We start from the raw sequence: 24,426 nt of genomic DNA on the forward strand, positions 1-24,426 counted from the left end.
CGGCGCCCCCGCCTGGCAGGTGCGGGCCGGGGCGGCGACCGCGCTCCGGGCGGCCCCGGCCGGCCTCGCCGTGCCGGTCCTGGCGCCGGTGCTCGCGGACCCGAACGCGGACGTGCGGAAGGCGGCCGTCCTCTCGCTCCTCGCCCACCGGGACGACCCGGCGGCCCGGACCGCCCTGGCCGGGGCGTCCGACGACCCCGACGCGGACGTCCGCGCCTACGCGGCCCGGGCGGCGCACGCGGTCCACTGAGTCCGCCGGGTCCCTTCCGTCACCGCCCCGCCTCCCGCTCGACCGGGTGGTGATCGGCGGCACGTGGGTGAATCCGCGCATGGGGACCGGCGGGGCGGGGAAGGGGCGCACGGCGCACTCTGGACGCAGGGGGCACTCTGGTGGACGGACACGCTCTGGACGCAGGACGACGAGGAGGTGGCGCCGGTGGCGGGGCCGACGACCGGAGAGGCCATGGGGGCTCCCTGCTGGCTGAACCTGTCCGCACGGGATCTCGGTACGGCGGAGCGGTTCTACGGGGCCGTGCTGGGCTGGACGTTCCGGCGCGGAGCCCTCGGCGACGCGTACGTGGTGGGCGAGCGGGACGGGGTGCCGGTGGCCGGGATCGCGGCCGTGGCGGCGGAGATGCAGGTGCCGGTGGCCTGGACGGTCTTCTTCGCCGTCGACGACGCCGACTCGGCGGTCGCGCGGATCCGGGAGCGCGGCGGCACCGTCGGCGTGGGCCCGGTCGCGTTTCCGCCCCGGGGCCGCGCGGCGCTCGCCACCGACCCGGAGGGCGCGGCGTTCGGGGTGTGGGAGGGGCGGCTGGTGTCGCGCTGGCACGTGGGCGAGCGGCAGGCGCCGGCCTGGCTGGAACTGCACACCCGCAACGCGTTCGACGCGGCCGTGTTCTACGGCGGGGTGCTCCGGTGGGCGGACGCCGTCCCGGGCTCCTGCGAGGTGTCGTACGAGGACGACCGGGTGGTCCTGCGGCGCGACGGCGAGGCCGTCGCGCGGCTGAACAGCGGCCCGGTCGAGTCCGCCTCCCCCAGACCGCAGCTGCGGCCGCGCTGGCTCGTGCGCTTCCGGGTGCCGGATCTGGAGGCGGCGGAGACGGCGGTCCTGAAGCACGGCGGCTCGGTGGTGCCGGGCGGCGAGTGGGGCGGGGTGCGCGAGCCGGACGGCGGCGCGCGGCGCGCGGTGGTGCGGGACCCGGAAGGGGCGCTGTTCACGCTGGAGGCGGAGGACTGAGGGGCGCACTCCCCCGGTCTTCGTGAAGGGCCCCGGCGGCCGTGCGTCCCACGGCCGCCGGGGCCCTTCGGCACCGCCCGGTCGGGGGCGGGTCAGGCGGGGGCTTCGGCCTCGGCCCCGGAGGGGGCGCGTACGGCTGCGGTCCCGTCCTCCCCGGCGGTGTCGGCGGGTCCGGCGGCGAACCGGGCCGGGACGAGGGCGGCGACGACCGCCGCCGCGAGGCCGACCCCGCAGCCGATGAGCATGGCGACGCGGAAGCCGTCCTCCGAGGGCAGCGCGTGGCCGCCGAGGGTGGTGGTCATCTGGGCGAGGACGACGCCGATGACGGCGGCGGAGACGGAGGTGCCGATGGAGCGCATCAGGGTGTTGAAGCTGTTGGCCGAGGCGGTCTCCTCCTGCGGCACCGCGCCCATGATGAGCGCGGGCATGGCCCCGTAGGCGAGTCCGACGCCGGTGTTGCAGACGAGGGTGACGGCGAGCAGGCCCCAGGTAGAGCCCATCAGGGCGAGGGAGGAACCATAGCCGGCCGAGATGACGAGGGCGCCGACGGAGAGCGTGACCTTGGGGCCGCGGGCGGCCGAGAGCTTGGCGCCGAGCGGGGCCAGGACCATCATCATCAGGCCGGCCGGGGCCATCCACAGGCCCATGGCCATCATCGACTGGCCGAGGCCGTAGCCGGTGGCCTCGGGGAGCTGGAAGAGCTGGGGGACGACCAGGGACTGCGCGTACATGGCGAAGCCGACCAGGACCGAGGCGGCGTTGGTCATGAGGACGACCGGACGGGCGGTGACCCGCAGGTCGACGAGGGGGTCGGGGGTACGCAGCTCCCACGCGCCCCAGGCGAGCAGGACGACGACCGCGACGGCGAGGAGACCGAGGGTGGTGGCGCTGCCCCAGCCCCAGCTCGCGCCCTTGGAGACGGCGAGCAGCAGGGCGACGAGTCCGGTGCCGAGGCCGAGCGCGCCAGGCAGGTCGAAGCGGCCGGGGGCGGCGGCGCGGCGGCCCGCGGGGGCGACGCGCCAGATCAGGGCGCCGACGAGGACGCTGAGGCCGGCGGCGACCCAGAAGAGGACGCGCCAGCTGGCGTTCTCGGCGACGGCGGCGGAGAAGGGCAGGCCGAGGGCGCCGCCGACGCCCATGGAGGCGCTCATGAGGGCGATGGACCCGCCCAGCTTCTCCGGCGGCATGATGTCGCGCAGCAGGCTGATGCCGAGGGGCACGACGCCCATGCCGAGGCCCTGGAGGCCGCGTCCGACGATCATCGGGACGACGGAGGAGGCGAGCGCGCAGACGACCGAGCCGGCGACGAGCGGGACCACGGAGACCAGCAGGACCCGCCGCTTGCCGAGGGTGTCGCCGAGCCGACCGGCGACGGGGGTGGCGACGGCGCCCGCGAGGAGGGTGGCGGTGATCACCCAGGAGGCGTTGGAGGCGGTGGTGCCGAGCAGCCGGGGGAGGTCGCCGATGAGCGGCACCACCAGGGTCTGCATGAGTGCGGCCACGATGCCGGCGAGGGCGAGGACGCCGACGACGCCTCCTGGTCGGGCGTCGGGCTTGGAGCCGTCCACGTGTTTCTCCCTGGGTCTTCACGACGATGCGTATGCATCATGCACATTGCATGCCGAATACACAAGCTATGCATGATGCACATAGGATCGCCGCAGGAGAGAATGCCCCCATGGACAAGCCCGTGGACAAGCCCACCGATCTGGTCGAGTTCGAGACCATGCTGCTCGGCCGGCACGCGCACCTGTACGCGCCCCGCTCCCGCGCGGGCGGCGGCCGGCTCGACCGCAGCGCGTACGTCCTGCTGAGCCGCATCCGCATGCACGGGCCGATGTCCATCGGGCAGCTCGGCGAGGCCTTCGGCCTCGACGCGTCCACCCTCAACCGGCAGACCGCCGCGATGCTGCGCGCCGGCGTCGTGGAGCGCATCCCCGATCCCGACGGCGGCATCGCCCGCAAGTTCCGCATCACGGAGGAGGGCGAACGCCGCCTGGAGGCCGACCGCGCCTCGAACATCGCGGGCCTGGAACGCGTGATGGAGCACTGGTCCCCCGAGGACGTCTCCCGCTTCGCCGCCTTCCTCGAACGCTTCAACCGCGACATCGAACGCCTGGAGGGCCGGCCCTGGCCGCGCCCCTGAAAGCCCCCGCCGCCGGTCGCGGGCGCGGCGGGCATGGCGGGCGCGGCGGGCTCGGTCGACGGGGCACGGCCCACCCTGCCGGCCGGCAACACCTGTGTGAACTGGGGGAAGCCGACCGGCGGGAAGAACGCCGAGGGCTACACCGTCCACAACTGCCAGTGGCCGAGCCCCACGTCCGGCATGTTCCCGAAGGCGCTCTACCACCAGTGCTGGATCGGGAACTGGGAGGGCGAGGACTCCCGCTCCTGCTGGCTCCACGAGGACCTGGCGGACTTCGACACGGAGAAGCCGGTCGTCCAGAACTACCTGATCGGCGCGTACGACAAGTACATCGACATGGGCGTCGACGGGTTCCGCGTGGACACCGCCGTGCACATCCCGCGCACCACCTGGAACCGCCGCTTCCTGCCCGCGATACAGGAGCGGGTGGCCCGGCGCCACGGCGCGGAGGCCGCGAAGAACTTCTTCGTCTTCGGCGAGGTCGCCGCCTTCGTCAACGACAAGTGGAACCGCGGCTCGGTGAACCACTCGGCGCAGTTCTACACCTGGAAGGAGCGGAAGGAGTACGACCTCGACGACGGCAGGGCCGCCCTGGAGATGTACGACCACGAGCAGCAGCGGGGCACGGGCGACCAGCCCACGTCCACCATCGCCTTCCTGAACGGCAACAGCTACCACGCGCCCGACCACAGCCGCTTCTCCGGCATGAACGTCATCGACATGCGCATGCACATGAACTTCGGCGACGCGCAGAACGCCTTCTCCAACGGCAAGGACTCCGACGACAGCTACAACGACGCCACCTACAACGTCTTCTACGTCGACAGCCACGACTACGGCCCCGACAAGTCGAGCGAGCGGTACGCGGGCGGCACCGACGCCTGGGCCGAGAACATGTCCCTGATGTGGACCTTCCGCGGCATCCCGACGCTGTACTACGGCTCCGAGATCGAGTTCCAGAAGGGGAGGAAGATCGACTGCGGGCCGTCCTGCCCGCTCGCCGACACCGGCCGCGCCTACTTCGGCGCGCACCTCGCCGGCTCCGTCACCGCCTCCGGCTTCTCCACGGTCGCGTCGGCGTCCGGCGCCGTCGCGACCACCCTCCAGCAGCCCCTGGTCCGGCACGTGCAGCGGCTCAACCGGATCCGCCGGGCGGTCCCCGCGCTCCAGACGGGCCAGTACTCCACGGAGGGCGTCTCGGGCGGCATGGCGTTCAAGCGCCGCCACACCGACGCGGGCACGGACAGCTTCGCGCTCGTCACGGTCTCGGGCGGCGCCACCTACACCGGCGTCCCGAACGGCACGTACACCGACGCCGTCACCGGCGACGTCCGGACCGTCACGAACGGGACCCTCACGGTCGCGGCGCCCGGAAAGGGCAACCTGCGGGTGTACGTCCTGAACGGCCCCGGCCGGATCGGCACCGCCGGACCGTACCTCAAGTAGCGGCCTCCCCCGGGGGGCGTCGGCCGGGACCCGTGCGGGTCCCGGCCTGCGGCTACGGCAACGGCGTGCCGTGCAGGGCGATCAGGAGGCGCCAGACCCGGTGGGCGATCTCCCCGGGAGCGCCCTCGACGAGGCCGTGCAGCCAGTCGGCGAGCACCCCGGCGAAGGCCGCGGCCACGGCCGACGCGACGAGGCCGGGCTCCGGGGCGCCGACCAGGGCCCGTTCGGCGAGGCTGCGGGCGCGCAGGTCCTCGTGGAGGACGAGGCCGAGCGGCCCGCCGCCGCCCGGGCGCAGCAGCTCCCGGTAGAGCCCGGCGTGCGGGGCGAGTCCGGCGAAGAAGTCGAGCAGCGCGGGCGGCGGGGTTTCCGGGTCGGGCACGCCGCGCCAGGCGTGCAGGGCGTCGACCGCGTCGCGGACCACGTCGGCGCAGGCGTCGACGGCCAGCGCCTCCAGGTCCGCGTAGTGGAGGTAGAAGGTGGCGCGGCCGACCCCCGCGCGGCGCACCAGCGCGGCGACGGTGACCTCGCCCAGCGGGCGTTCCGCGCACGCGTCGAGGAGGGAGCGGCGGAGCCGGGCCCGGGTCCGGGCGGCCCGGGGGTCCTCGGCGGCCGGGGTCATCCGGCGACCAGGACGGCGCCGAGGGCCAGCGCGCCCGGCAGCGCCTGGGCGACCAGGATGCGGCGGTTCGCGGTGAGTCCGCCGTACAGGCCGGCGACGAGGACGCAGGAGAGGAAGAAGACCTGGACCCGGTGGCCCGTGGGGTCCCCGGCGATCAGGCCCCAGACGAGGCCGGCGGCCAGGAAGCCGTTGTAGAGGCCCTGGTTCGCGGCGAGCGGGGCGGTCGCGCGGGCCAACCCGGCGTCGAACCCGGACAGTCCGCGTCCCGGCGCCTTCTCCCACAGGAACATCTCCAGAACCAGGATGTACACGTGCAGGGCGGCCACCAGGCCCACCAGCACGTTCGCCGTCGTCTCCATCGCCGTCTCCTACCGTTCACACTTTCTGGACAGATGTCCAGCATACATGGACAAGTGTCCGGGAAATTTCGTCGTCTTGATGCTGTTCGATCAAAAGTGCGTAACGCGAACGGGCTTCTCGGACAGAACACTTCCTTCCGGGGGGCGATTCTGGGATCTTGCGTCCACCCCACACATCACAGGGCCCGGCAAGCGCCTCAGGCGCCACCGGGCCATCGGAGGACGCAATGTTTTCCCTCATATCCGGCCGGACGGCCGGCCGGTCGAGAACCTCGGCCATATCCGTCGCGGCCCTCGGCACGATCGTGGCGCTCGCCACCCCCGCCGGACTCGCCCACGCAGCAACGTCGGACACCGCGCCCGTCGCGGCCCGTTCGACGGGGGCGAGCACGGCCACCACCCCGAGCACGGCCACCACCGCGAAGGCGGCTCCCGCCGCCGCCCCGGCCGCCTGGGCCGCGGGCACGCGCGCGTACCTGGTGATCACGGCCCCCGGCGGCACCGCCGCCGTGAGCGGCTCCGTGGCGACCAAGGGCGGCTCGGTCTTCGCCACCTACGACGCGATCGGCGTGATCGTGGCGCACTCGACGTCCGCGTCGTTCGCCTCCTCGATGCGCACGGTCTCCGGCGTCCAGCAGGTCGGCGCGACCCGGACGTCCGACGTCCCGGCCGACGCCTACAACCCGGCGCTCCCGGCCAACCCGGCGCAGTCGGCGACGACGCTCACCGAGTCCAACCGCTGGGACATGACGCAGATCAAGGCCGACCAGGCCTGGGCCGTCACCACCGGTTCGGCGTCGGTGAAGGTCGGCGTCCTGGACACCGGCGTGGACGACCAGCACCAGGACATCGCGCCCAACTTCAACGCCGCCGACTCGGCCTCCTGCGCCTACGGCAAGGCGGACGCCCGTGCGGGCGCCTGGCGCGACGTCGACACCCACGGCACGCACGTGGCCGGCACGATCGCCGCCGCCAAGAACGGCAAGGGCGTCATCGGCGTCGCGCCGGGCGTGAAGATCTCCTCGGTCCGCATCGCGGAGCCGGGCAGCACGCTGTTCTTCGCGGAGAACACGATCTGCGGCTTCATCTGGGCCGGTGACCACGGCTTCAAGGTCACCAACAACAGCTACTACACGGACCCGTGGCAGTTCAACTGCCCGGACAACCTGGACCAGGCCGCCATCATCGAGGGCGTCCGCAGGGCGCAGGAGTACGCCGAGGGCAAGGGCTCGCTCCAGGTCGCCGCCGCCGGCAACTCCAACTACGACCTGGCGAACAAGACGACCGACACGGCGAGCCCGAACGACTCGACCCCGGTCACCCGCACGATCACCAACGCCTGCATCGACATCCCGACCGAGCTGCCGGGCGTCGTGACCGTCGCCGCGCAGGGCAACGGCGGTGCCAAGGCCTCGTACTCGAACTTCGGCAACGGCGTCGTCGACATCGCGGCCCCCGGCGGCGACGGCTCCTCGGGCGTCTACTCGACGCTCCCGGGCGGCAAGTACGGCAACATGAACGGCACGTCGATGGCCTCCCCGCACGTGGCCGGCGTCGCGGCGCTGATCGCGAGCGCGAACCCGTCCTTCACCCCGGCGCAGATCCGGGACCAGCTCGGCGTCCAGGCGACCGACAGGGCGTGCCCGTCGGACACCCGCTGCAAGGGCACCGCGACCAAGAACGGCTTCTTCGGCGAGGGTTCGGTCGACGCCCTGAAGGCCGTCGGCGGCTCGACCCCGCCGCCCGGGAAGTACTTCGAGAACCTGACGGACGTGACGGTCCCCGACAACACCACGGTCGAGAGCCCCATCACGGTCAGCGGCGTGACGGGCAACGCGCCGGCCGCGCTCAAGGTGGGCGTGGACGTCAAGCACACCTACATCGGTGACCTGAAGGTCGACCTGGTGGCCCCGGACGGCAGCGTCTACACCCTGCACAACCGGACCGGCGGCGGTACGGACAACATCGTCCAGACCTACACCGTCAACGCCTCGTCCGAGGTGGCGAACGGGGTCTGGAAGCTGCGCGTGAACGACAACGCGAGCCAGGACTCGGGCAGGATCGACGCCTGGAACCTGACCTTCTGACACCGCGCGACCCCCTGACGGGGCCGGAGCCGCCACGGCTCCGGCCCCGTTCGCGTGCGCCCGGGGAGGGGTTCGCGCGCGTGCGCCGGAAAGCTTTCGGAAACAAGTCCTTACCGAGGGGTAGGCCTACCCGGGCACCTTGCTATACGTTCCGTCTAACAAGCTTGCTAGACGGGACGTCTAACAAGCCTCCGAGTCGATCGCGACCCAAGGAGCCGCACCATGGCAAGCAGCACCGTTCGCCCGGGCAGCCACGAAGGAGCCGAGGACGGGAACGTCTCGGACGCGGACGTCGCGGAACGGCTGCTCCGGTCCGCCGCCAAGCTCTCGTACGACCCCGCCGCCGAGGTGGACTGGGACACCCCCCTCGACAAGAACTTCCACGGCCAGAGCCCCGAGTGGAACAGCCTCTACGGCACGGCCTACTGGAACGAGATGACCGAGGAGCAGCGCAAGGAGCTGACCCGGCAGGAGGCCGCCTCGGTCGCCAGCACCGGCATCTGGTTCGAGATGATCCTCCAGCAGATGGTGCTGCGGGACATGTACGCGAAGGACCCCACCGACCCCCGGTTCCAGTGGGCCCTGACCGAGATCGCGGACGAGTGCCGCCACTCGATCATGTTCGGCCGCGGCTCCGCGAAGCTCGGCGCCCCCGCCTACCGGCCGCGCCGCGCGGTGCTCGAACTGGGCCGCGCCTTCAAGACGGTGGGCTTCGGCGAGGCCGCGTACGCCGCGATCCTCGTCGCCGAGGAGGTCCTCGACGTCATGCAGCGCGACTGGATGCGCGACGAGCGGGTCGCCCCCTTCGTCCGCACCATCAGCAACATCCACGTGGTCGAGGAGTCCCGGCACATGAAGTTCGCCCGGGACGAGACGCGCCGCCGCCTCGCGCGGGCGAGCACGGCCCGCCGCCACTTCCACGCCCTGGTCGTCGCCATCGCCTCGTACTACATCGTCACCAGCATGGTCAGCCCCGACGTGTACGCGCAGGCCGGACTCGACCCGGAGCGGGCGCGCCGCGAGGCCGCGGCCAACGAGCACTACAAGTCCCAGCTCCGCTCCAGCTGCGCCGGGCTCATGGAGTTCCTCGCCTCGGCCCGGCTGCTCACCAGGCCCGCGCTCCTCATCTACAAGCGCGCCAGCCTGATCTGACGCCGCGTCCGCACCCCGTCCCCGCACCTCGCACCCGAACCGAGTCGACGAGATGACCTACGCGATCACCCAGACCTGTTGCAACGACGCGACCTGCGTCGCCGTCTGCCCGGTCAACTGCATCCACCCGACGCCCGAGGAACCGGACTTCGGCACCACGGAGATGCTGTACATCGACCCCAGGGCCTGCATCGACTGCGGCGCCTGCGCCGACGCCTGCCCGGTCGACGCCATTTTCCCGGCCGACCGCCTCACCGGCCGGCTGCGGGAGTACGAGGCGATCAACGCGGAGTACTACACGGACGACACGGCCCGCACGCCCGGCCCGGCCGTGGCCTCGCCCAACTTCCACACCTGGGGCGAGCCCGCCTTCCCTCGCTCGCTCCCGTCCGACTTCGCCCCGCTGCGGATCGCGGTCGTCGGTACGGGACCGGCCGGCATGTACGCCGCCGAGGACCTGCTCCTGCACACCAGCGCCGAGGTGACGCTGATCGACCGGCTGCCGGTGGCCGGCGGTCTCGTCCGCTACGGCGTGGCGCCCGACCACCCGGCGACCAAGGGCGCCGGGGAGACCTTCGCCCGCTTCCACTCCCACCCCCGCGTCCGGATGCGGCTCGGCGTGGAGATCGGCCGGGACGTCACCGCCGAGGAGCTGGCCGCCCACCACGACGCGGTGGTCTACGCGGTGGGCGCGCCCTCCGACCGGCGGCTCGGCATCCCCGGCGAGGACCTGCCGGGCAGCGTCTCCGCGACCTCCGTCGTCTCCTGGTACAACGCGCACCCGGAGACCGGCGCGGACGCCGTCCCGCTCTCCGCCGAGCGGGTCGTCGTGGTCGGCAACGGCAACGTGGCGCTCGACGTGGCCCGCGTCCTCGTCATGGACCCGGCCGCCCTCGCCCGCACGGACATCGCCGACCACGCCCTCGCCGCCCTGAGCGGCACCCGGGTCCGCGAGGTGGTGCTGCTCGGCCGCCGGGGCCCCGGGAACGCCGCGTACACGGCCTCCGAACTGCTCGCCCTCAAGCACCTCCCGGACGTGGACCTGGTCGTCGACGACCGGGACCCGCGCACCGGCGCCGCGATCGACGCGGCGGCGGCCGGGGAGAAGGCGGCGCTGCTCCGGGACGTGGCCCGGGAGACGGTGGACTGGACGCGGCCGCCCGCGCCGGACCGGCGCCGGATCGTCCTGCGCTTCCACTCCGCTCCGGTCGAGGCGCTCGGCACCGACGCGGTGCGGGCGGTCCGGGTGACCGAGGACGGTGCGGAGTCCGGTACGGAGATCGGGGCGGGGCTGCTGGTCCGGGCGGTCGGCTACCGGGGCGTGCCGCTCCCGGGGCTTCCGTTCGACGAGGCCACCGGCACCGTGCCGCACGAGGCCGGGCGGATCAGCGGCATGCCGGGCGGTTACGTCGTCGGCTGGATCAAGCGCGGGCCCTCCGGCGGCATCGGGGCCAACCGGGCGTGCGCGGAGGAGACGGTCGGGACGCTGCTGGCGGACGCGGTCGCGGGGGCGCTGCCGAAGCCGACGGGCACGTCGGCGGAGTTCCGCAGGCTGGCCAGGAGCCGCAGCAAGGGGCTCGTCGACGCGCGCGGTCTCGCGGCCATCGACCGGACCGAGCGGGCGCGGGGCCGGGACGCGGGCCGTCCCAGGGTCAAGCTGGCCACGGTGCCGGAGCTGGTCGCGGCGGCGCGGGGCGGCCGCTGGCGCCGGCCGGTCTGAGCGGCGGGCGGTCCGGGCACCGGCCGGTCCGGACCGCGGGGGGGGTCCTGCCGGGCGGTACGGGGGTCCGGCCCGGGACGGCGGGCCGGCGGCGCGGTACGTGACCGGGCGGGCCGTCAGGCCACGAGGTCCAGGGTCTGGCGGATCACGATCGCGTTCAGGCGCACCGCGAAGGGCACGACGTCCGTCAGGTCGAGCGCGACGGCCTCCGCCTTCGGCAGCTCGACGGTCACGTCGACGCAGAAGGCCAGGGCGTACATGTGCTCCCCGGTCTCCTCGTCCTGGAGGGCGAAGAACAGGTCCCGGTAGAAGCGGGTGCGCTCCCCGGACTCCTCGTAGAAGGAGAGTCCGGGCTGCCCCTCCTGGGCGGCGAGCCCGGTGAAGGCCGCGACGAGCTCCCGCTCGACGGTGGCCCAGAAGCCGGCGTCCGCGCACTCGGGCGGGAGCGCCTGCCGGACGGCCTCCTTGAGGGAGAGGACCATCACGAGGACGGGGGCGTGCTCCTGGAGCCCCCAGCCCCTGACCATCCGCACCACGGTGCTGTCCGGGACGGCGGCGGCCGCCTCCCGTATCGCCTCGAAGTCGAAGTTGACGGTCGCCGGGGCGATCGCCTCCTGGAACACCCGGTCGATGGACCGGGCCTGGTCGAGGTGGTCGGGGCCCACCTCGACGACGGTCCTGAAACTGGCGGCCAAAGCTCCTCCTGTGTGATCCGTGCGATCTGCGCGATCTCTGTGATCTCTGTGATCAGGAGGGGTCAGTATGCCGAGGGGCGCCGGGGGCGGGCGGGACGTGTCCGGCGTGCGGACACCCCGGCCCGGCCGGGGCTCAGGACCTGCGGCGGGGCTTCCCGCTCCGGCCGCCGCGCGCGGAGCCGCCGGTGCCGCCCTTGCGGGCCGCGGGCCGTCCGGAGGTGCGGGAACCGGCCGCCGGCTTGCCGGTCCTGGCCGGCTTCCCGGACTTGGCGGGCTTCTGCTCCTTCTGGCCCTTGAGCTCCTCCGCGCGGCGGCCCCGGGTGCTGTTCACCGTCCGGCCGCGCACGATGCCGATGAACTCCTCCACCAGGTCGGGGGCCTCGTCGGCGGCCGGCCACGACAGGGCGACGCGCGACTGCGGGACGCCGTCGAGCGTCCGGTAGGTGAGGTCCTTGCGGTGGTGCAGCCGGGCGAGGGACTGGGGGACGGCGAGCACGCCGACCCCGGCCGCGACGAGCTCGATCGCGTCGGCGGTGGTCGCGGGGCGCTCGAACGCCGGACGGCCCGGCGGGCGCTCCCAGCCGAGGGTGTCGTCGAGGGGGTGCAGGACGAGCTCCTCGGCGAGGTCGTCCGCCGACACCTCCTCGACCGCTGCGAACAGGTGGTCCTTGGGGACGACGACGACCGTCGTCTCGGTGTAGAGCGGGATCGCGCTGAGGTCGTCCCCGTCGACGGGGAGCCGCACGAGGCCGGCGTCCGCCGCGCCCTCCCGGAGCGCGCCGAACGCCTCGGCCGGGTCCACGGCGTGGAGGGTCAGCGGCACGTCGGGCAGGCGCTCGTTCCAGATCCGCACCCACTTCGAGGGGGTCACGCCCGGCACGTACGCGAGCCGGAACGAAGGGGTCTCCGGGGAGGAGCCGGAGGGAGAGTCCGGGGTGGGGTCCGAGGGGGAAGCGTCCGTGCCTGTCACTCCGCCAGGTTACCGGTAGCCGCCGTGGTCGGAGTCCGTCCGCATGCTCGATACCCTGGTCACATGACGTCGCACCAGAACACCCAGACGATGAAGCCCGCGACCGCGGCGAAGAAGCTGGGTGTGTACCTCGAGGCCACCCCCGCGGAATTCCAGGAGGGTGTCGTCTCGCGCACCGAGCTGAACGAGCTCCAGGCGAACCCGCCCGCCTGGCTCCAGGAGCTCCGGAAGAACGGCCCGCACCCCCGCCCGGTGGTCGCGTCGAAGCTCGGCGTCTCCATCGCCGGTCTCGCGCGCGGCGGCATCACCGAGCCCCTCACCACGGAGCAGATCGACGCGCTCAAGCAGGAGGCCCCGGAGTGGCTCCGTAAGGAGCGGGCCACCCAGGCGGAGGTCCGCAAGGAGACCGTCCGCATCAAGGAGCGCGACGAGGAGCGGGCGCGCCGCGCGCAGGAGGCCTGACCTTCCGCGCGGGAAGCCCGGTCTTCTCCCTCATCCCTCCCCCACACCCCTCCGGCCCGGTCACGACCGGGCCGGAGGGGTGTGGCGCGGGGGCCGGTGAGGGAGTCATCCCCTCATGAGTGATCACCCCCTCGTGAGGGACACGAGCACCGCACACCGGCCGCCGGTCGTCGTCGGCGTGGACGGCTCCGAGCACGGGCTCCGGGCCCTGGAGTGGGCCCTGAGCACCGCGGAGAACTCCGGCTCCCCGCTGGTCGTGGTCCACGTCCGGCCCGAGGAGCTGCAGCTCGGCACGGCCCGCATCGAGTCCCTGGGCGGGGCGCCGGAGCTTCCCGACACGGTGCTGAACGGCGTGGCGGCCGGGATGGAGCGGCGCGGGCCCCGCGTCCCCGTGCGGTACGAGTCCCTCGACGGGTCCGTGACCGACGCCCTGGCGGCGGTGGCCCGGGGCGCCCGCCTCCTGGTCACCGGCTCCCGGGGCCGCGGCGGCTTCGCGAGCGTGCTGCTCGGCTCGACGGGCCGCACCCTGGCCGCGAGCGCGCCCTGTCCGCTCGTCGTCGTCCCCCACGAGGTCCGGACGGCCGTCCTCGGAGGCGGGCCGGGGGCGGGGCGGGTGCTCATGGGGCTGCATCCCGAGGAGTCCCCGGACGAGGTGCCGGCCTTCGCGTTCGAGGAGGCGCACCACCGGGGCGTGCCCCTGGAGGCCGTGACCGCGTTCCGGCTGCCCCCGCCGCAGGGCGCCCTGCTCGCCGCGCCGTCCCCGGCGCTCCAGGTGCCGCCCCCGCTGCCCCTCGCGGACGACGCCGAGGAGCTCGTACGGGGAGCGGAGCGGGAGCAGGAGGAGCGGCTGCGGCCCTTCGCCGCGCGGTGGCCGGACGTGGAGCTGCGCCCGGTGGTGGTGCCGGGGGACGCGGCGGGGCGGCTCGTGGAGGGCTCGCGGGACGCGGGCCTGCTGGTCGTGGGGCGGCACCACCGGCACCGCCTCGGCTCGCTGCTCGTCGGTTCCGTCGCCCACGCGGTGCTGCACGAGGCCCACTGCCCGGTGGCGGTGGTCCCCCCGGCACCCGCCGGGTGAGGCGGGACTGGTAGAAGGGGTGCCATGACCACCTCCGACCGGGCGTCCGCGGCTTCGGCCCGACGCAACGTCCAGCCGCCGCCCGCCCATGCCTCCCTCGGAGCGGGGGTCGTCGTGACCGACGCCTCCGGCCGGGTCCTGCTCGGACTCCACCGCTCCGGGGTGTGGGAGCTGCCGGGCGGCAAGGTCGAGCCGGGCGAGTCCGTGGAGGCCGCGGCGGTCCGCGAGCTGGCCGAGGAGACGGCGCTCGTCGCGGACGCGGCCGACGTGGAGGTCCTCGGGCTGATCCTGGACTCGGTCACCTCCGACCGCATGACCCGGATGACCGTGGCCACGACGGTGGGCGCCTTCCGCGGGACGCCGGCCGCGACCGAGCCCGACAAGGTCGAGCGCTGGGAGTGGACGGACCCGGACCGGCTGCCGGAGGCGCTGTTCCTGCCCTCGGCGCAGGTGCTGCGGATGTGGCGGCCGGACCTGCCGATCCCCGGCGGTCCGTTCCACCGGTACGCGATGGGACGGCTGCCCGGCTGACGTCCGGTCCGGCGGGCCGGTGGCGCTCCGCGTCGCCGAGCGGGGTGCGTCGGCCCTGACTAGCGTGGCTCACAGGAAGCACGTCATCGAGCGGAAAAGAGTCACCGTCATGGCCGCACGACCCGAGGGCACGCCGATCTGGACCGACGCGATGTTCACCGACGCCGAGGCCGCCAAGACGTTCTACGACGACGTGCTCGGCTGGACCTTCGCCGAGGCCTCCACGGAGTTCGGCGACTACACCCAGGCCTACAAGAACGGGAAGGCGGTCGCGGCCGTCGTCCCGCCGATGCCGGGGCAGGACACCCCGCCGCAGTCGGCCTGGTGTCTCTACTTCTCCTCGCCGGACGCCGCCGCCACGGCGGAGCGGATCCGGACCGCGGGCGGCACCGTCCTGATGGAGCCGATGCGGATCGGCGAGTCCGGGACGATGTGCCTCGCGCGGGACCCGGCGGGCGTCGTGTTCGGCGTCTGGCAGCCGGGCGCGCACCAGGGCTTCGAGCTGGAGGGCGAGACCGGCTCGTACGCCTGGGCGGAGGTGTTCACCCGGGAGCCGGAGAAGTCCGACGCCTTCTTCACCTCCGTCTTCGGCTACGGCTCGAAGAGGATCAAGGACCAGGAGGTCGACTACCGGGTCTTCGACCTGGGGAGCGATCCGGTCCTCGGACGGATGACGATGACCGACGACTTCCCGCAGGAGGTCCCCTCGTACATCCAGGTCTACTTCGCCGTCGACAACTGCGACAAGGCCGTCGAGGCGGCGGAGCGGCTCTCCGGACGGAAGGTCTTCGGGCCGATGGACAGCCCGTTCGGCCGGTTCGCGGCGATCCTGGACCCGCAGGGGGCCGCCTTCGCCGTGATCGACATGAGGACCACGGTGGGCGAGATGCCCGAGATGGAGTGACCCGCCCCGCGCCCGGGGGTCACGGCTTGAGGCTGGAGACCACGTCGGCGGTGGCGGCGACGCCCTCGTGGATGGTGGGCGCCATGCTGGTCCCGGCGAGGAAGAAGCCGAGCAGGGCGCAGACGATCGCGTGCGAGAGCTTGAGACCGCCGTTCCGCAGGAAGATCACGGCCAGGATCAGCAGGAGCAGCACCACAGAAATGGAAACGGCCATCGCCTTCACGTCCCTCCGACGCCGCACCGGAATTGCGGCTTTCGGCGGATAGTGTGGCGGAATGAGCGCTCCGTCCGGGCGTATGGCGGGGCGGCCATCCGGGTGAGATCCGGGCCGGGGGCCCTCCGGGGCGGTCACTTCCCGGCCGGCAGGCAGTCCTTCCACTCCACCGTGCGGTCGCACCAGCGGTTCAGGAGGACGCGGTCGTGGCCGACGGCGAGGAGGCCCGCGCCGGTCTCCGCGCGGTAGGCCTCGACGGCGGCGACCAGGGCCGCCGTGGTGGAGGCGTCGAGCATGGCGGTCATCTCGTCGCAGATCAGCCAGCGGGGGCGCAGGGTCAGGGCGCGGGCGAGGCAGGCGCGCTGGAGCTGTCCGTCGCTGACCTCGTGGGGGCGGCGGACGAGCAGGTCGGGGGTGAGGCCGACCGCCGGGGCCAGCTCGGCCAGGCGTGCGTCGGCCTCGGTGCGGCGGCCGGTGGCGCGCAGCGGTTCGACGACGAGGTCCGCGAGGGTGAGCCGGGGGTCGGCGGCGGTGCGGGGCTGCTGGAAGACGACGCCGACGGCGGTGCGCAGCTCGCGCGGGGCGCGGTGGCGCCAGGCCCGCACCTCGGTGCCGTCCAGGACGAGGCGGCCCGCCTCGGGGCGGTGGAGGAGCGCGGCGACCCGGGCGAGGGTGGACTTGCCGCAGCCGCTGGGGCCGAGGAGGCCGACGGACTCGCCGGGGGCGACGGTGAGGGAGGCGCCCCGGAAGACGGGGGCGCGGCGGTCGTAGCCGGCGGTGACGGCGTCGAGTTCAAGCACGGGGGTGCTCCGGGTGGTGGCAGGCCACCCCGGCCGTGGGCTCGGGGCGGGTGGCGCAGAGGTCGGTGGCGCGCGGGCAGCGCGGGGCGAAGGCGCAGCCGCCGGGCAGGTCGGTGAGTTCCGGGGGCATGCCGGGGATCGGGGCGAAGGCCCGGTCGGGCAGGGCGTCGAGCAGGCCCCGGGCGTAGGGGTGGCGGGGGCCGACGGGGCCGAAGAAGCGGTGGGCGGGGGCGATCTCGACGATCCGGCCCGCGTACATGACGGCGACGCGGTCCGCGACGCGTTCGGCGGCGGCCAGGTCGTGGGTGATGAGGAGCAGGGCGCGGCCGTCGTCGGCGTGGCGGCGCAGTTCGTCGACGGTGCGGTCGACGAGGTCGCGGTCGAGGCCGGTGGTGGGCTCGTCGGCGAGCAGCAGCCGGGCGTCGCCGATGAGGGCGAGGGCGGTGGCGGCGCGCTGGGCGAGGCCGCCGGAGAGCTCGTGCGGGTAGCGGTCGAGGTGGTCGGCGGGGAAGGCGGTCCGCCCGGCGGCGTCCTCGGCGGCCGCGCGCCGGGCGCGGCGGGAGGCGCCGGTGAGGGCGCGGACGGTCTCCTCCAGCTGGGACCGCACGGTGCGGACGGGGGTGAGGTGGGCCGCGGGGCTCTGCGGTACGAGGCCGGCGCGGCGGCCCCGTACGGTGCGGGCGAGGGTCTTCTCGTCGGCGGCGAGCAGGTCGACGGCGCCCCCGCCGTCCGTGGTCTCCCCGCCCGTGCCGTCCCGGCCGTCGGGGCTCGCGAGCAGGGCCGTGCCGGAGGTCTCGGCGTTGGCGGGGAGGAGGCCGAGGAGGGCGGAGGCGAGGACGGACTTGCCGCAGCCGCTCTCGCCGACCAGGGCCAGGCACTCCCCCGCCGCGAGGTCGAAGTCGGCGTCGCTGACGGCGTCGACGGTGCGGCCGCCGCGCAGCCGGAAGCGGACGGTGAGGCCGCGGACGCTGAGGACGGCGTCCTCGGCCCGTTCGGCGGTGACGGCGTCGAGCGCGCGCAGGAGCCTGTTCTCCGGGGCGTCGGGGGTGTTCGGGGCTTCCGAGGCCCGGGGCGCGTTCACAGCATCAGCTCCGATCGGCGGCGCGGGTTGAGCCGGTCGCGCCACACGCCCGCGAGTCCGGCGATGGCGAGGGTCGGCACGATGAGGAGGAGGCCGGGGAAGAGGGTGGGCCACCAGTACCCGGCGAGGAGCGAGGAGCGCGCGTTCTGCACCAGGTTGCCCAGGCTGGCCTGGTGGCTGGGGAGGCCGAGGCCGAGGAAGGAGAGCGCGGACTCGTGCCACATGGCGTGCGGGACCATCAGGACGGCGGCGAGCCCGGCCTGCGGCAGGACGGCGGGCAGCAGGTGCCGGACGGCGACGCGCCACCGGCCGGCGCCGCCGGAGACGGCGGCGTCGACGAAGGGCCGGGTGCGCAGCGAGAGGACCTCGGAGCGCACGATCCGGGCGGTGGAGAGCCAGTGGGTGACGGCGACGGAGACGATGACGGGCCAGACGCCGGGCCGGAAGAGGGCGACGACGAAGATGCCGAGGAGCAGGTGCGGCACGGAGGAGAAGGCGTCGACGAGCCGCATGAGGGTGCGGTCGGCCCAGCCGCCGAGCGCGCCGGCGGCGGCTCCGACGGTGGTGCCGATGACGGTGGCGACGAGGGCGGCGACGAGTCCGACGAGGAGCGAGACCCGCAGGCCGTAGACGCAGCGCAGGAGGAGGTCGCGGCCGAGGTCGTCGGTGCCGAAGGGGTGGTCCCAGGACGGCGGCAGGAGCTTGCGGGAGAGGTCGACGGCCTGCTCGTCGAGCTGGACGAGCGGCGGCACGAGCAGCACGGCGAGGAGGACGACCGCGACGGTGACGGCGGAGGTCCGGAACCGGATCCGGTGGGTGCGCGGGTCAGCCATCGAAGCCCACCCTCGGGTCGGCCAGGCCGTACAGCAGGTCGGAGAGGAGGTTGCCGAGGAGGACGGCGGCGGTGGCGAGGACGGTGAGCGCGGCGAGCAGCGGGAAGTCCACGGAGGTGGCGGCCGTGACGGTGGCGGCGGCGATGCCGGGCCAGCTGAAGACGGTCTCCACGAGCAGGGCGCCGGTGATCAGTTCGGGGACGCGGGAGCCGACGAGGGTGAGCATGGGGAGCATTCCGGAGCGGAGGGCGTGGCCGGTGAGGACGGTCCGCTCGCTCAGGCCGCGGGCGCGGGCGCCGCGCACGGGGTCCTCGTCGAGGGCGTCGCCGACGCCCTGGCGGACGTACAGGAAGAACCACGGGAGCTGGGAGATCCCGAGGACGAGGGCGGGCAGCACGAGGTGGCGGGCGACCTGGTCGAAGGTGACGGTGTCGCTCGCGGTGTCGGTGAGCCCGCCGGCGGGCAGGACGCCCAGCTTCAGGGCGAAGAACCAGATGGCGAGGAGGCCGAGCCAGAAGGCGGGGGCGGCTTCCAGGGTGTACGCGGCGGAGCTGACGGCCCGGTCGAGGAGGCCGCCGCGACGGCGCCCGGCGAGGACGCCGAGGAGGGTGCCGAGCGCGATGGCCACGGCGAAGGCGGTGGCGGCGAGCAGGACGGACCAGCCCAGGCGTTCGGTGATGACCTCGGCGACGGGCCGGCGCATGACGGCGGAGTCGCCGAAGTCGCCGGTGAGGGCGGCGGCGAGCCAGTCCCACCAGCGGGTGAGGAGGGGCCGGTCGACGCCGAGGTTGGCGCGGAGCTGGTCGAGGTTCTCCTGCGAGGCGGTGAGCCCGGCGGTGCCGGCGTAGGCCTTGACGGGGTCGAACGGGGAGGCCTCGGCGACGGCGAACACCGCGAGGGTGACGCCGAGGAGGACGGGGACGGCGGCCAGGGCGCGCCGTCCCGTCATCCGCGCCATGGCCCCCCAGGGGAGGCGGCGCTTCACTTCTGTGCCGCTCCGGCGTTCTTGGGCTTCCAGGTCTCGACGTTCCACCAGGGGCCGGCGGCGAGGCCGTGGTCGTGCGGCTCGGTCTGGGTGCTCGGGCCGTCCCAGGAGTCGTTCACGACGTAGAGGTGGTCGATGTGGGTGAGGAAGGTGTAGCCGGGGTTCTTCACCAGTTCGCGCTGGACGGTGTCGTACGCGGCGTGCCGCTTGGCGGGGTCGTCGGTGCGGCGGCCGTCCTCCAGGGCCTTGTCGACGGTCTTGTTGTCGTACCAGGCCATGTTGTTGAAGCCGTCGCCGCCGAGGGAGGACTTCAGGAGGAGGTACTGGTCGAAGTCGGGGTCGCCGGGCGAGCCGCCGCCGGCGAGGACCGCGTCGGTCTTCATCCGGGGCTCGATGACCTCCCAGGTGCCGGCCTGGGTGGTGATGTCGATGCCGGCCTTCTTGGCGTCGGAGGCGTAGGCGAGGGCGTGGTCCTGGCGGAGCTTGTCGCCGGAGAGGTACCAGAGCGGGAAGGCGGCGCGGGCGCCGTCCTTGACGCGGACGCCGTCGGGGCCGGGCTTCCAGCCGGCCTCGTCGAGGATCTTCTGCGCCCCGGCGAGGTCGTGGCGGCGCTCGGTGCCCTCGGTGAACCAGGGGCTGTCGGTGGGGACGGGTCCGTAGGCGGCCTTTCCGGCCCCTTCGAGGATCTTGTCGACCATGGTCTCCCGGTCGACGGCGAGGTCGAGGGCGCGGCGGACGGCGGTGTCGCCGGTCACCTTGTTGTGGGTGGGGAGGGTGACCGTGCGGTAGTCGTAGGTCTTCGCCGTCCAGGTCTTCTTGGACTTGTCGGTCTTGAAGCCGGCGGCGAGGTTGGGCGGCAGGATGGCGCCGTCGAGGTCGCCGGCGCGCAGCCGGGTGGCGCGGACGTCGTCGTCCTTGATGATCGCCATGGTGAACTTCTTCACCCGCGGCGCGCCGTTCCAGTAGGTGGGGTTGGCCTTGAAGCTGAGCTTCTCGCCCTTGGACCAGCCGGTGAGGACGTACGGTCCGGTGCCGATCGGCCTGGTGGTGAAGGCGCCGGTGTTGACGTCCTGCTTCGCGGCGACGTGCTCGGGGGCGATGGCGTGGACGGTGCGCTCGGCGAAGGGCGCGTAGGGGTACTTGAGCCGGAAGACGACGGTGTCGTCGCCGACCGACTCGACGCTCTTGAGGGCGTCGAGCTCGGTGCGGGAGGGGTTGTTCGTCTTCGGGTCGAGGATCGTCCGGTACGTGAAGACGACGTCCTTCGCGGTGAAGGGCGCGCCGTCGCTGAAGGTCACGTTGTCGCGGAGGTTGTAGGTGTAGGTGAGGCCGCCGTCGCTGACGTGGGGCAGTTCGCGGGCGAGGGCCGGGGTGAGCTTCATGTCGGCGTCGAAGGCGAGGAGGCCGTCGAATATCTTCGAGTTGCCGTCCTTGCCGTAGCCGAGGAGGGGGCTGAGGCTGTCGGGCTCGTAGGCGATGCCGACGACCGCGGAATCCTTGGGCCCGCCGGCGCCGTCGGCGGTGGAGCCGGGGTTCGTGCAGGCCGCGGCGGTGAGGGCGAGGGAGCCCGCCAGCACCGTGGCCGCCGCGTTGCGGATGGATCGGGCGGTCATCGTGTCCGTACCCCTTTTTGAAGATCAACTGTTTTTGCCAACAGCATGCAATTAAACAGTATGTATAAGGGGTACGGACAGACGGCCCCTTACACGGGCGCCGGGAGGTCCACCAGGGCCGCGATCACGTCCTGGTGGCGGCCCGCCGAACCCAGCGCGATCTGGTCGGCCTTGGCCCGCTTGAGGGCCAGGTGCGCGGGGTGCTCCCAGGTCATCCCGATCCCGCCGTGGAGCTGGACGCACTCCTCGGCGGCCCGGACCGCGACCCGGGAGCAGTGGGCCTGGGCGACGGCCACGGTGAGCGGGGCGTCCGGAGCGTCCTTGGCGAGGGCGTCGGCGGCGGCGCGGGCGGCCGCCCTGGCCCCGACGACGTCCAGCCAGAGCTGGGCCATGCGGTGCTTCAGGGCCTGGAAGGAGCCGACGGGCCGGTTGAACTGGTGGCGCTCGCGGGTGTACCGGACGGTGTCCTCCAGGCACCGTTCCGCGAGGCCGAGTTGCTCGGAGGCGAGCAGTCCGGCGCCCGCGAGCAGTCCGCGCCGGACGGCCGCGCGGGCGGCGTCCGGTCCGGCGAGCCGGGTGCCGGTGCCGGGTTCCGTGGTGACCCGGGCGAGCGGACGGGTGAGGTCGAGCGGGGTCCGCGGCTCGATCACCGCCTCGCCCGCCGGTACGGCGTACAGGCCGTCGGCGCGCGGGACGAGGAGGACGCCGGCGGCGGTGGCGTCGGCGACGGCCGCCGCGGAGGGCGCGGTCGGCGGGTCCGCGTCCGGAGCCGTCGACAGGGGGACGGCGAGGACCGCGACCGTGCCGCCGCCCGCGACGGCGGCGAGGAGTTCGGCCGCCGGGGCGCTCTCCGCCGCGAGGGCGAGCAGGGTCTCGGTGGCCACCACCGCGCTGGTGAGGTAGGGCAGCGGGGTGACCGCGCGGCCCAGTTCCTCCAGGACGACGGCGGCCTCGCGGTGGCTCGCGCCCTGGCCGCCGAGCTTCTCGGGGACGAGGAGTCCGGCGGCGCCGATGTCGGTCGCGAGGGACTTCCAGAGGCCGGGAACGTACGGGGTGTCCGTCTCGATCCGGTCGAGGAGGACCGCGTGCCCGGCCCGGTCGGCGAGCAGGGCGCGGACGGCCGCCCGCAGGTCGTCCTCGGTCTCGGAGTAGAGGAGGTCCGGCTGGTCCGTCATCGCGCGAGGTCCTTCCAGGGGACGTCCTTGTCGTTGCGGGGCTCGGAGGGCAGGCCGAGGACCCGCTCGGCGACGATGTTGAGGAGCACCTCGCTGGTGCCGCCCTCGATCGAGTTGCCCTTGGAGCGCAGGTAGCGGTAGCCGGCGTCGCGGCCGGCGAAGTCGACCAGTTCGGGGCGGGTCATGGTCCACTCCCCGTACAGCAGGCCCTCGTCGCCGAGGAGTTCGACCTCCAGGCCGCTGATGGCCTGGTTGAGCCGGGCGAAGCCGAGCTTCATGGCGCTGCCCTCGGGGCCGGGCTGTCCGGCGACGAGCTGCTGGCGGAGGCGTTCGCCGGTGAGCCGGGCGACCTCGGCGTCGACCCAGAGGTCGAGGAGGCGCCGGTGCAGCTCGTGGGTGCGCAGCTCGGGGCGCTCGCGCCAGGTGGCGGCGGCCTTCCCGATCATGCCGCCCTCGCGGGGGATCCGGGCTCCGCCGATGGAGACCCGCTCGTTCATCAGGGTCGTCTGTGCCACCCGCCAGCCGTCCCCGACCTCGCCGAGGCGGTGGGCGTCGGGGATGCGGACGCCGGTGAGGAAGACCTCGTTGAACTCGGCCTCGCCGGTGATCTGGCGCAGCGGCCGGACCTCGACGCCGGGGTCGGTCATGTCGCAGACGAAGTAGGTGATGCCCCGGTGCTTGGGGGCGTCCGGGTCGGTGCGGGCGATGAGGATGGCCCAGCGGGCGAGGTGGGCGCTGGAGGTCCACACCTTCTGCCCGTCGACCACCCAGTCGTCGCCGTCCCGGACGGCCCGGGTGCCGAGGGCGGCGAGGTCGGATCCCGCGCCGGGCTCGCTGAAGAGCTGGCACCACACCTCCTCGCCGACCCACAGCGGCCCCAGGAAGCGGCGCCTGACCTCGTCGGAGCCGTACGCGAGGAGGGTGGGGGCGGCCATGCCGAGGCCGATGCCGATCCGGCGCGGGTCGTTGTCGGGGGCGCCCGCGGCGGCGAGTTCGGCGTCGACGACCGTCTGGAGGGCGCGGGGCGCGTCGAGCCCGCCGAGGCCGACGGGGTAGTGGACCCAGGCGAGTCCGGCGTCGAAGCGGGCGCGCAGGAAGGCGGTGCGGTCGGTGGTGGCGGGCGGGTGCGCGTCGAGGAGGGCTTGGGTGCGGGCCCGGAGGCCGTCGGCGTCGATCGCGTGCGGGGTCGTACGGGTCACGCCCCGGCTCCTTCCGGGAGGACGACCAGGCGGCCGGTGGTGGTGCCGTCGGCGACGCGCCGGACGGCGTCGGCCGCGCCCGCGAAGGGGACGCGTTCCGCGACGAGCGGCTTGATCAGGCCCTTGGCGGCGTAGGCGGTGAGGGTCTCGTGGCAGCGGCCGATCGAGGCGGGGTCCTTCACCGCGTACAGGCCCCAGTGGAGGCCGAGGACCGAGTAGTTCTTGACCAGGGCGTGGTTGAGGGCGGGCGCGGGGACGGTGCCGCTCGCGAAGCCGACGACCACGATCCGGCCCTCGAAGGCGACGCACTTCGCGGACTGCTGGTAGGCCTCGCCGCCGACCGGGTCGTAGATCACGTCGGCGCCCCGGCCGCCGGTCGCGGCCTTGACGGCGGCGACGACGTCCTCGGAGCGCCGGTCGATCACCAGGTCGCAGCCGAGGGCGCGGGCGACGGCGGCCTTCTCGGGTCCGCCGACGACGCCGATGACGGTGGCGCCGGCCGCCTTGCCGAGCTGGACGGCCGCGCTGCCGACGCCGCCGGCCGCCGCGTGGACGAGAAGGGTCTCGCCCTCCTTCAGGGCGGCGCGGCGGTGCAGGCCGAACCAGCCGGTCTGGTAGCCGATGTGGAGCGCGGCGGCCTCGGCGTCGTCCAGCGACTCGGGGGCCGGGAGCAGTCCGGCGGCGTCGGCGAGGGCGTAGTCGGCGAAGCCGCCGTGCGGGAGGGCGGCGGTGGCGATGACCCTGCGGCCGTCCTCGGTCTCGGCGCAGACCTCCACGCCGGGGGTGAAGGGCAGCGGGGGGCGGACCTGGTAGTGGCCGCGGCAGAGCAGCGCGTCGGGGAAGTTGACGTTCGCGGCGCGGACCTTCAGGAGGACCTGACCGTCACCGGGGACGGGCGGTTCCACCTCTTCGCGGCGCATCACCGCGTCCGGTTCGCCGTTCTCGTACACACGCCATGCCTGCATCCGGGAGCCTCCTCCGTACCGTGCGGTCGGTTGCATACTAAGCGGTCGCTTGCGTCCGGGGAACAGTCCGGCCGGACTTCCCGGGAACGGGAACGGGCCGGCCGGACCTCCTGGAGAACGGACCGGTCAGGCGTCCCGGCTTCCCGGGGAGCGGG

The 24,426-nt window shown here is 73.9% G+C and carries 24 protein-coding genes and 1 pseudogene; 11 read left to right on the forward strand and 14 right to left on the reverse strand.

The features are described 5' to 3' along the window. Positions 1 to 250: HEAT repeat domain-containing protein (locus ACWGSR_RS33625; RefSeq protein ID WP_453572433.1), on the forward strand; the 250-nt coding region annotated here is incomplete at its 5' end. Positions 251 to 463: 213 nt separating this feature from the next. Further along, on the forward strand, positions 464 to 1,240 hold the full coding sequence (locus ACWGSR_RS33630) for a VOC family protein (protein ID WP_376242390.1): 777 nt from the start codon (positions 464 to 466) through the stop codon (positions 1,238 to 1,240). A gap of 92 nt (positions 1,241 to 1,332) precedes the next feature. On the opposite strand, the gene ACWGSR_RS33635 is transcribed toward ACWGSR_RS33630, so the two are convergent. Further along, positions 1,333 to 2,808, reverse strand: coding sequence for an MFS transporter (locus ACWGSR_RS33635; protein ID WP_453572436.1), 1,476 nt, complete (start codon positions 2,806 to 2,808; stop codon positions 1,333 to 1,335). A 122-nt stretch (positions 2,809 to 2,930) separates the two neighbouring features. Here ACWGSR_RS33635 and ACWGSR_RS33640 point away from each other — a divergent pair, with 122 nt between their 5' ends. Further along, complete coding sequence (locus ACWGSR_RS33640) at positions 2,931 to 3,386, forward strand: MarR family winged helix-turn-helix transcriptional regulator (protein WP_376241166.1); 456 nt, start codon at positions 2,931 to 2,933, stop codon at positions 3,384 to 3,386. Positions 3,387 to 3,464: 78 nt separating this feature from the next. Then, positions 3,465 to 4,832: pseudogene (locus ACWGSR_RS33645) on the forward strand (alpha-amylase family glycosyl hydrolase); the annotation flags it as partial. Between the two features lie 52 nt (positions 4,833 to 4,884). Here ACWGSR_RS33645 and ACWGSR_RS33650 read toward each other — a convergent pair. Continuing rightward, complete coding sequence (locus tag ACWGSR_RS33650; RefSeq protein WP_376241158.1) at positions 4,885 to 5,451, reverse strand: TetR/AcrR family transcriptional regulator; 567 nt, start codon at positions 5,449 to 5,451, stop codon at positions 4,885 to 4,887. Then, positions 5,448 to 5,810, reverse strand: a complete 363-nt coding sequence (locus ACWGSR_RS33655; protein ID WP_453572439.1) for a DUF1304 domain-containing protein — start codon at positions 5,808 to 5,810, stop codon at positions 5,448 to 5,450. The genes ACWGSR_RS33650 and ACWGSR_RS33655 overlap by 4 nt, the downstream gene beginning before the upstream one ends. 227 nt (positions 5,811 to 6,037) lie before the next feature. Between ACWGSR_RS33655 and ACWGSR_RS33660 the strand changes: the two genes are divergently transcribed. The 3 genes from ACWGSR_RS33660 (at position 6,038) to ACWGSR_RS33670 (ending at position 10,769) form a co-directional block, all read left to right on the forward strand. Continuing rightward, positions 6,038 to 7,897 carry a S8 family peptidase gene (locus ACWGSR_RS33660; protein ID WP_453572442.1) on the forward strand — a complete coding sequence of 620 codons (1,860 nt, stop codon included), beginning with the start codon at positions 6,038 to 6,040 and terminating at the stop codon, positions 7,895 to 7,897. Positions 7,898 to 8,119: 222 nt separating this feature from the next. Continuing rightward, a complete protein-coding gene (locus tag ACWGSR_RS33665; protein WP_453572445.1) occupies positions 8,120 to 9,049 on the forward strand; it encodes an AurF N-oxygenase family protein in 930 nt (309 codons plus the stop codon). Between the two features lie 52 nt (positions 9,050 to 9,101). After that, entirely contained in the window at positions 9,102 to 10,769 is a 1,668-nt protein-coding gene (locus ACWGSR_RS33670; protein WP_453572448.1) for an FAD-dependent oxidoreductase, read from the forward strand. Between the two features lie 116 nt (positions 10,770 to 10,885). Here the strand turns inward: ACWGSR_RS33670 and ACWGSR_RS33675 are convergent, their stop codons facing one another. Continuing rightward, on the reverse strand, positions 10,886 to 11,464 hold the full coding sequence (locus ACWGSR_RS33675; protein ID WP_366379259.1) for a Type-2Aa cytolytic delta-endotoxin: 579 nt from the start codon (positions 11,462 to 11,464) through the stop codon (positions 10,886 to 10,888). A 133-nt stretch (positions 11,465 to 11,597) separates the two neighbouring features. Further along, positions 11,598 to 12,434, reverse strand: coding sequence for a LysR family transcriptional regulator substrate-binding protein (locus ACWGSR_RS33680; protein ID WP_453572451.1), 837 nt, complete (start codon positions 12,432 to 12,434; stop codon positions 11,598 to 11,600). Between the two features lie 63 nt (positions 12,435 to 12,497). Between ACWGSR_RS33680 and ACWGSR_RS33685 the strand changes: the two genes are divergently transcribed. The 4 genes from ACWGSR_RS33685 (at position 12,498) to ACWGSR_RS33700 (ending at position 15,406) form a co-directional block, all read left to right on the forward strand. Beyond that, positions 12,498 to 12,896, forward strand: a complete 399-nt coding sequence (locus ACWGSR_RS33685; protein WP_376241147.1) for a DUF5997 family protein — start codon at positions 12,498 to 12,500, stop codon at positions 12,894 to 12,896. 115 nt (positions 12,897 to 13,011) lie between these two features. Then, a complete protein-coding gene (locus tag ACWGSR_RS33690) occupies positions 13,012 to 13,971 on the forward strand; it encodes a universal stress protein (RefSeq protein WP_376241145.1) in 960 nt (319 codons plus the stop codon). A gap of 24 nt (positions 13,972 to 13,995) precedes the next feature. Next, positions 13,996 to 14,502 (forward strand): nucleotide triphosphate diphosphatase NUDT15, encoded by a 507-nt coding sequence (locus ACWGSR_RS33695; RefSeq protein ID WP_376241143.1) that lies wholly within the window; start codon positions 13,996 to 13,998, stop codon positions 14,500 to 14,502. A 109-nt stretch (positions 14,503 to 14,611) separates the two neighbouring features. Then, on the forward strand, positions 14,612 to 15,406 hold the full coding sequence (locus ACWGSR_RS33700) for a VOC family protein (protein WP_453572456.1): 795 nt from the start codon (positions 14,612 to 14,614) through the stop codon (positions 15,404 to 15,406). A 19-nt stretch (positions 15,407 to 15,425) separates the two neighbouring features. Here ACWGSR_RS33700 and ACWGSR_RS33705 read toward each other — a convergent pair whose 3' ends face one another. From ACWGSR_RS33705 to ACWGSR_RS33745, 9 genes are all read right to left on the reverse strand, one after another. After that, complete coding sequence (locus ACWGSR_RS33705; RefSeq protein WP_030212092.1) at positions 15,426 to 15,620, reverse strand: hypothetical protein; 195 nt, start codon at positions 15,618 to 15,620, stop codon at positions 15,426 to 15,428. A gap of 134 nt (positions 15,621 to 15,754) precedes the next feature. Beyond that, on the reverse strand, positions 15,755 to 16,420 hold the full coding sequence (locus tag ACWGSR_RS33710) for an ABC transporter ATP-binding protein (RefSeq protein ID WP_376241138.1): 666 nt from the start codon (positions 16,418 to 16,420) through the stop codon (positions 15,755 to 15,757). Next, on the reverse strand, positions 16,413 to 17,441 hold the full coding sequence (locus tag ACWGSR_RS33715) for an ABC transporter ATP-binding protein (RefSeq protein ID WP_376241162.1): 1,029 nt from the start codon (positions 17,439 to 17,441) through the stop codon (positions 16,413 to 16,415). The genes ACWGSR_RS33710 and ACWGSR_RS33715 overlap by 8 nt, the downstream gene beginning before the upstream one ends. A gap of 56 nt (positions 17,442 to 17,497) precedes the next feature. Further along, a complete protein-coding gene (locus ACWGSR_RS33720) occupies positions 17,498 to 18,334 on the reverse strand; it encodes an ABC transporter permease (protein WP_453572459.1) in 837 nt (278 codons plus the stop codon). Then, positions 18,327 to 19,319: an ABC transporter permease gene (locus ACWGSR_RS33725; protein ID WP_376241134.1), complete on the reverse strand. Its 993-nt coding sequence runs from the start codon at positions 19,317 to 19,319 to the stop codon at positions 18,327 to 18,329. Before ACWGSR_RS33725 ends, ACWGSR_RS33720 begins: the two co-directional genes overlap by 8 nt. Then, positions 19,316 to 20,932, reverse strand: a complete 1,617-nt coding sequence (locus ACWGSR_RS33730; RefSeq protein WP_453572462.1) for an ABC transporter substrate-binding protein — start codon at positions 20,930 to 20,932, stop codon at positions 19,316 to 19,318. The genes ACWGSR_RS33725 and ACWGSR_RS33730 overlap by 4 nt, the downstream gene beginning before the upstream one ends. Positions 20,933 to 21,021: 89 nt before the next feature. Next, positions 21,022 to 22,107 carry an acyl-CoA dehydrogenase family protein gene (locus ACWGSR_RS33735; protein WP_376241130.1) on the reverse strand — a complete coding sequence of 362 codons (1,086 nt, stop codon included), beginning with the start codon at positions 22,105 to 22,107 and terminating at the stop codon, positions 21,022 to 21,024. After that, positions 22,104 to 23,306, reverse strand: a complete 1,203-nt coding sequence (locus ACWGSR_RS33740) for an acyl-CoA dehydrogenase family protein (protein ID WP_453572465.1) — start codon at positions 23,304 to 23,306, stop codon at positions 22,104 to 22,106. The genes ACWGSR_RS33735 and ACWGSR_RS33740 overlap by 4 nt, the downstream gene beginning before the upstream one ends. After that, positions 23,303 to 24,271 carry an NADPH:quinone oxidoreductase family protein gene (locus ACWGSR_RS33745; protein WP_376241126.1) on the reverse strand — a complete coding sequence of 323 codons (969 nt, stop codon included), beginning with the start codon at positions 24,269 to 24,271 and terminating at the stop codon, positions 23,303 to 23,305. The genes ACWGSR_RS33740 and ACWGSR_RS33745 overlap by 4 nt, the downstream gene beginning before the upstream one ends. Between the last annotated feature and the right edge of the window lie 155 nt (positions 24,272 to 24,426).

Source organism: Streptomyces sp. NPDC055632 (genome assembly GCF_053618675.1).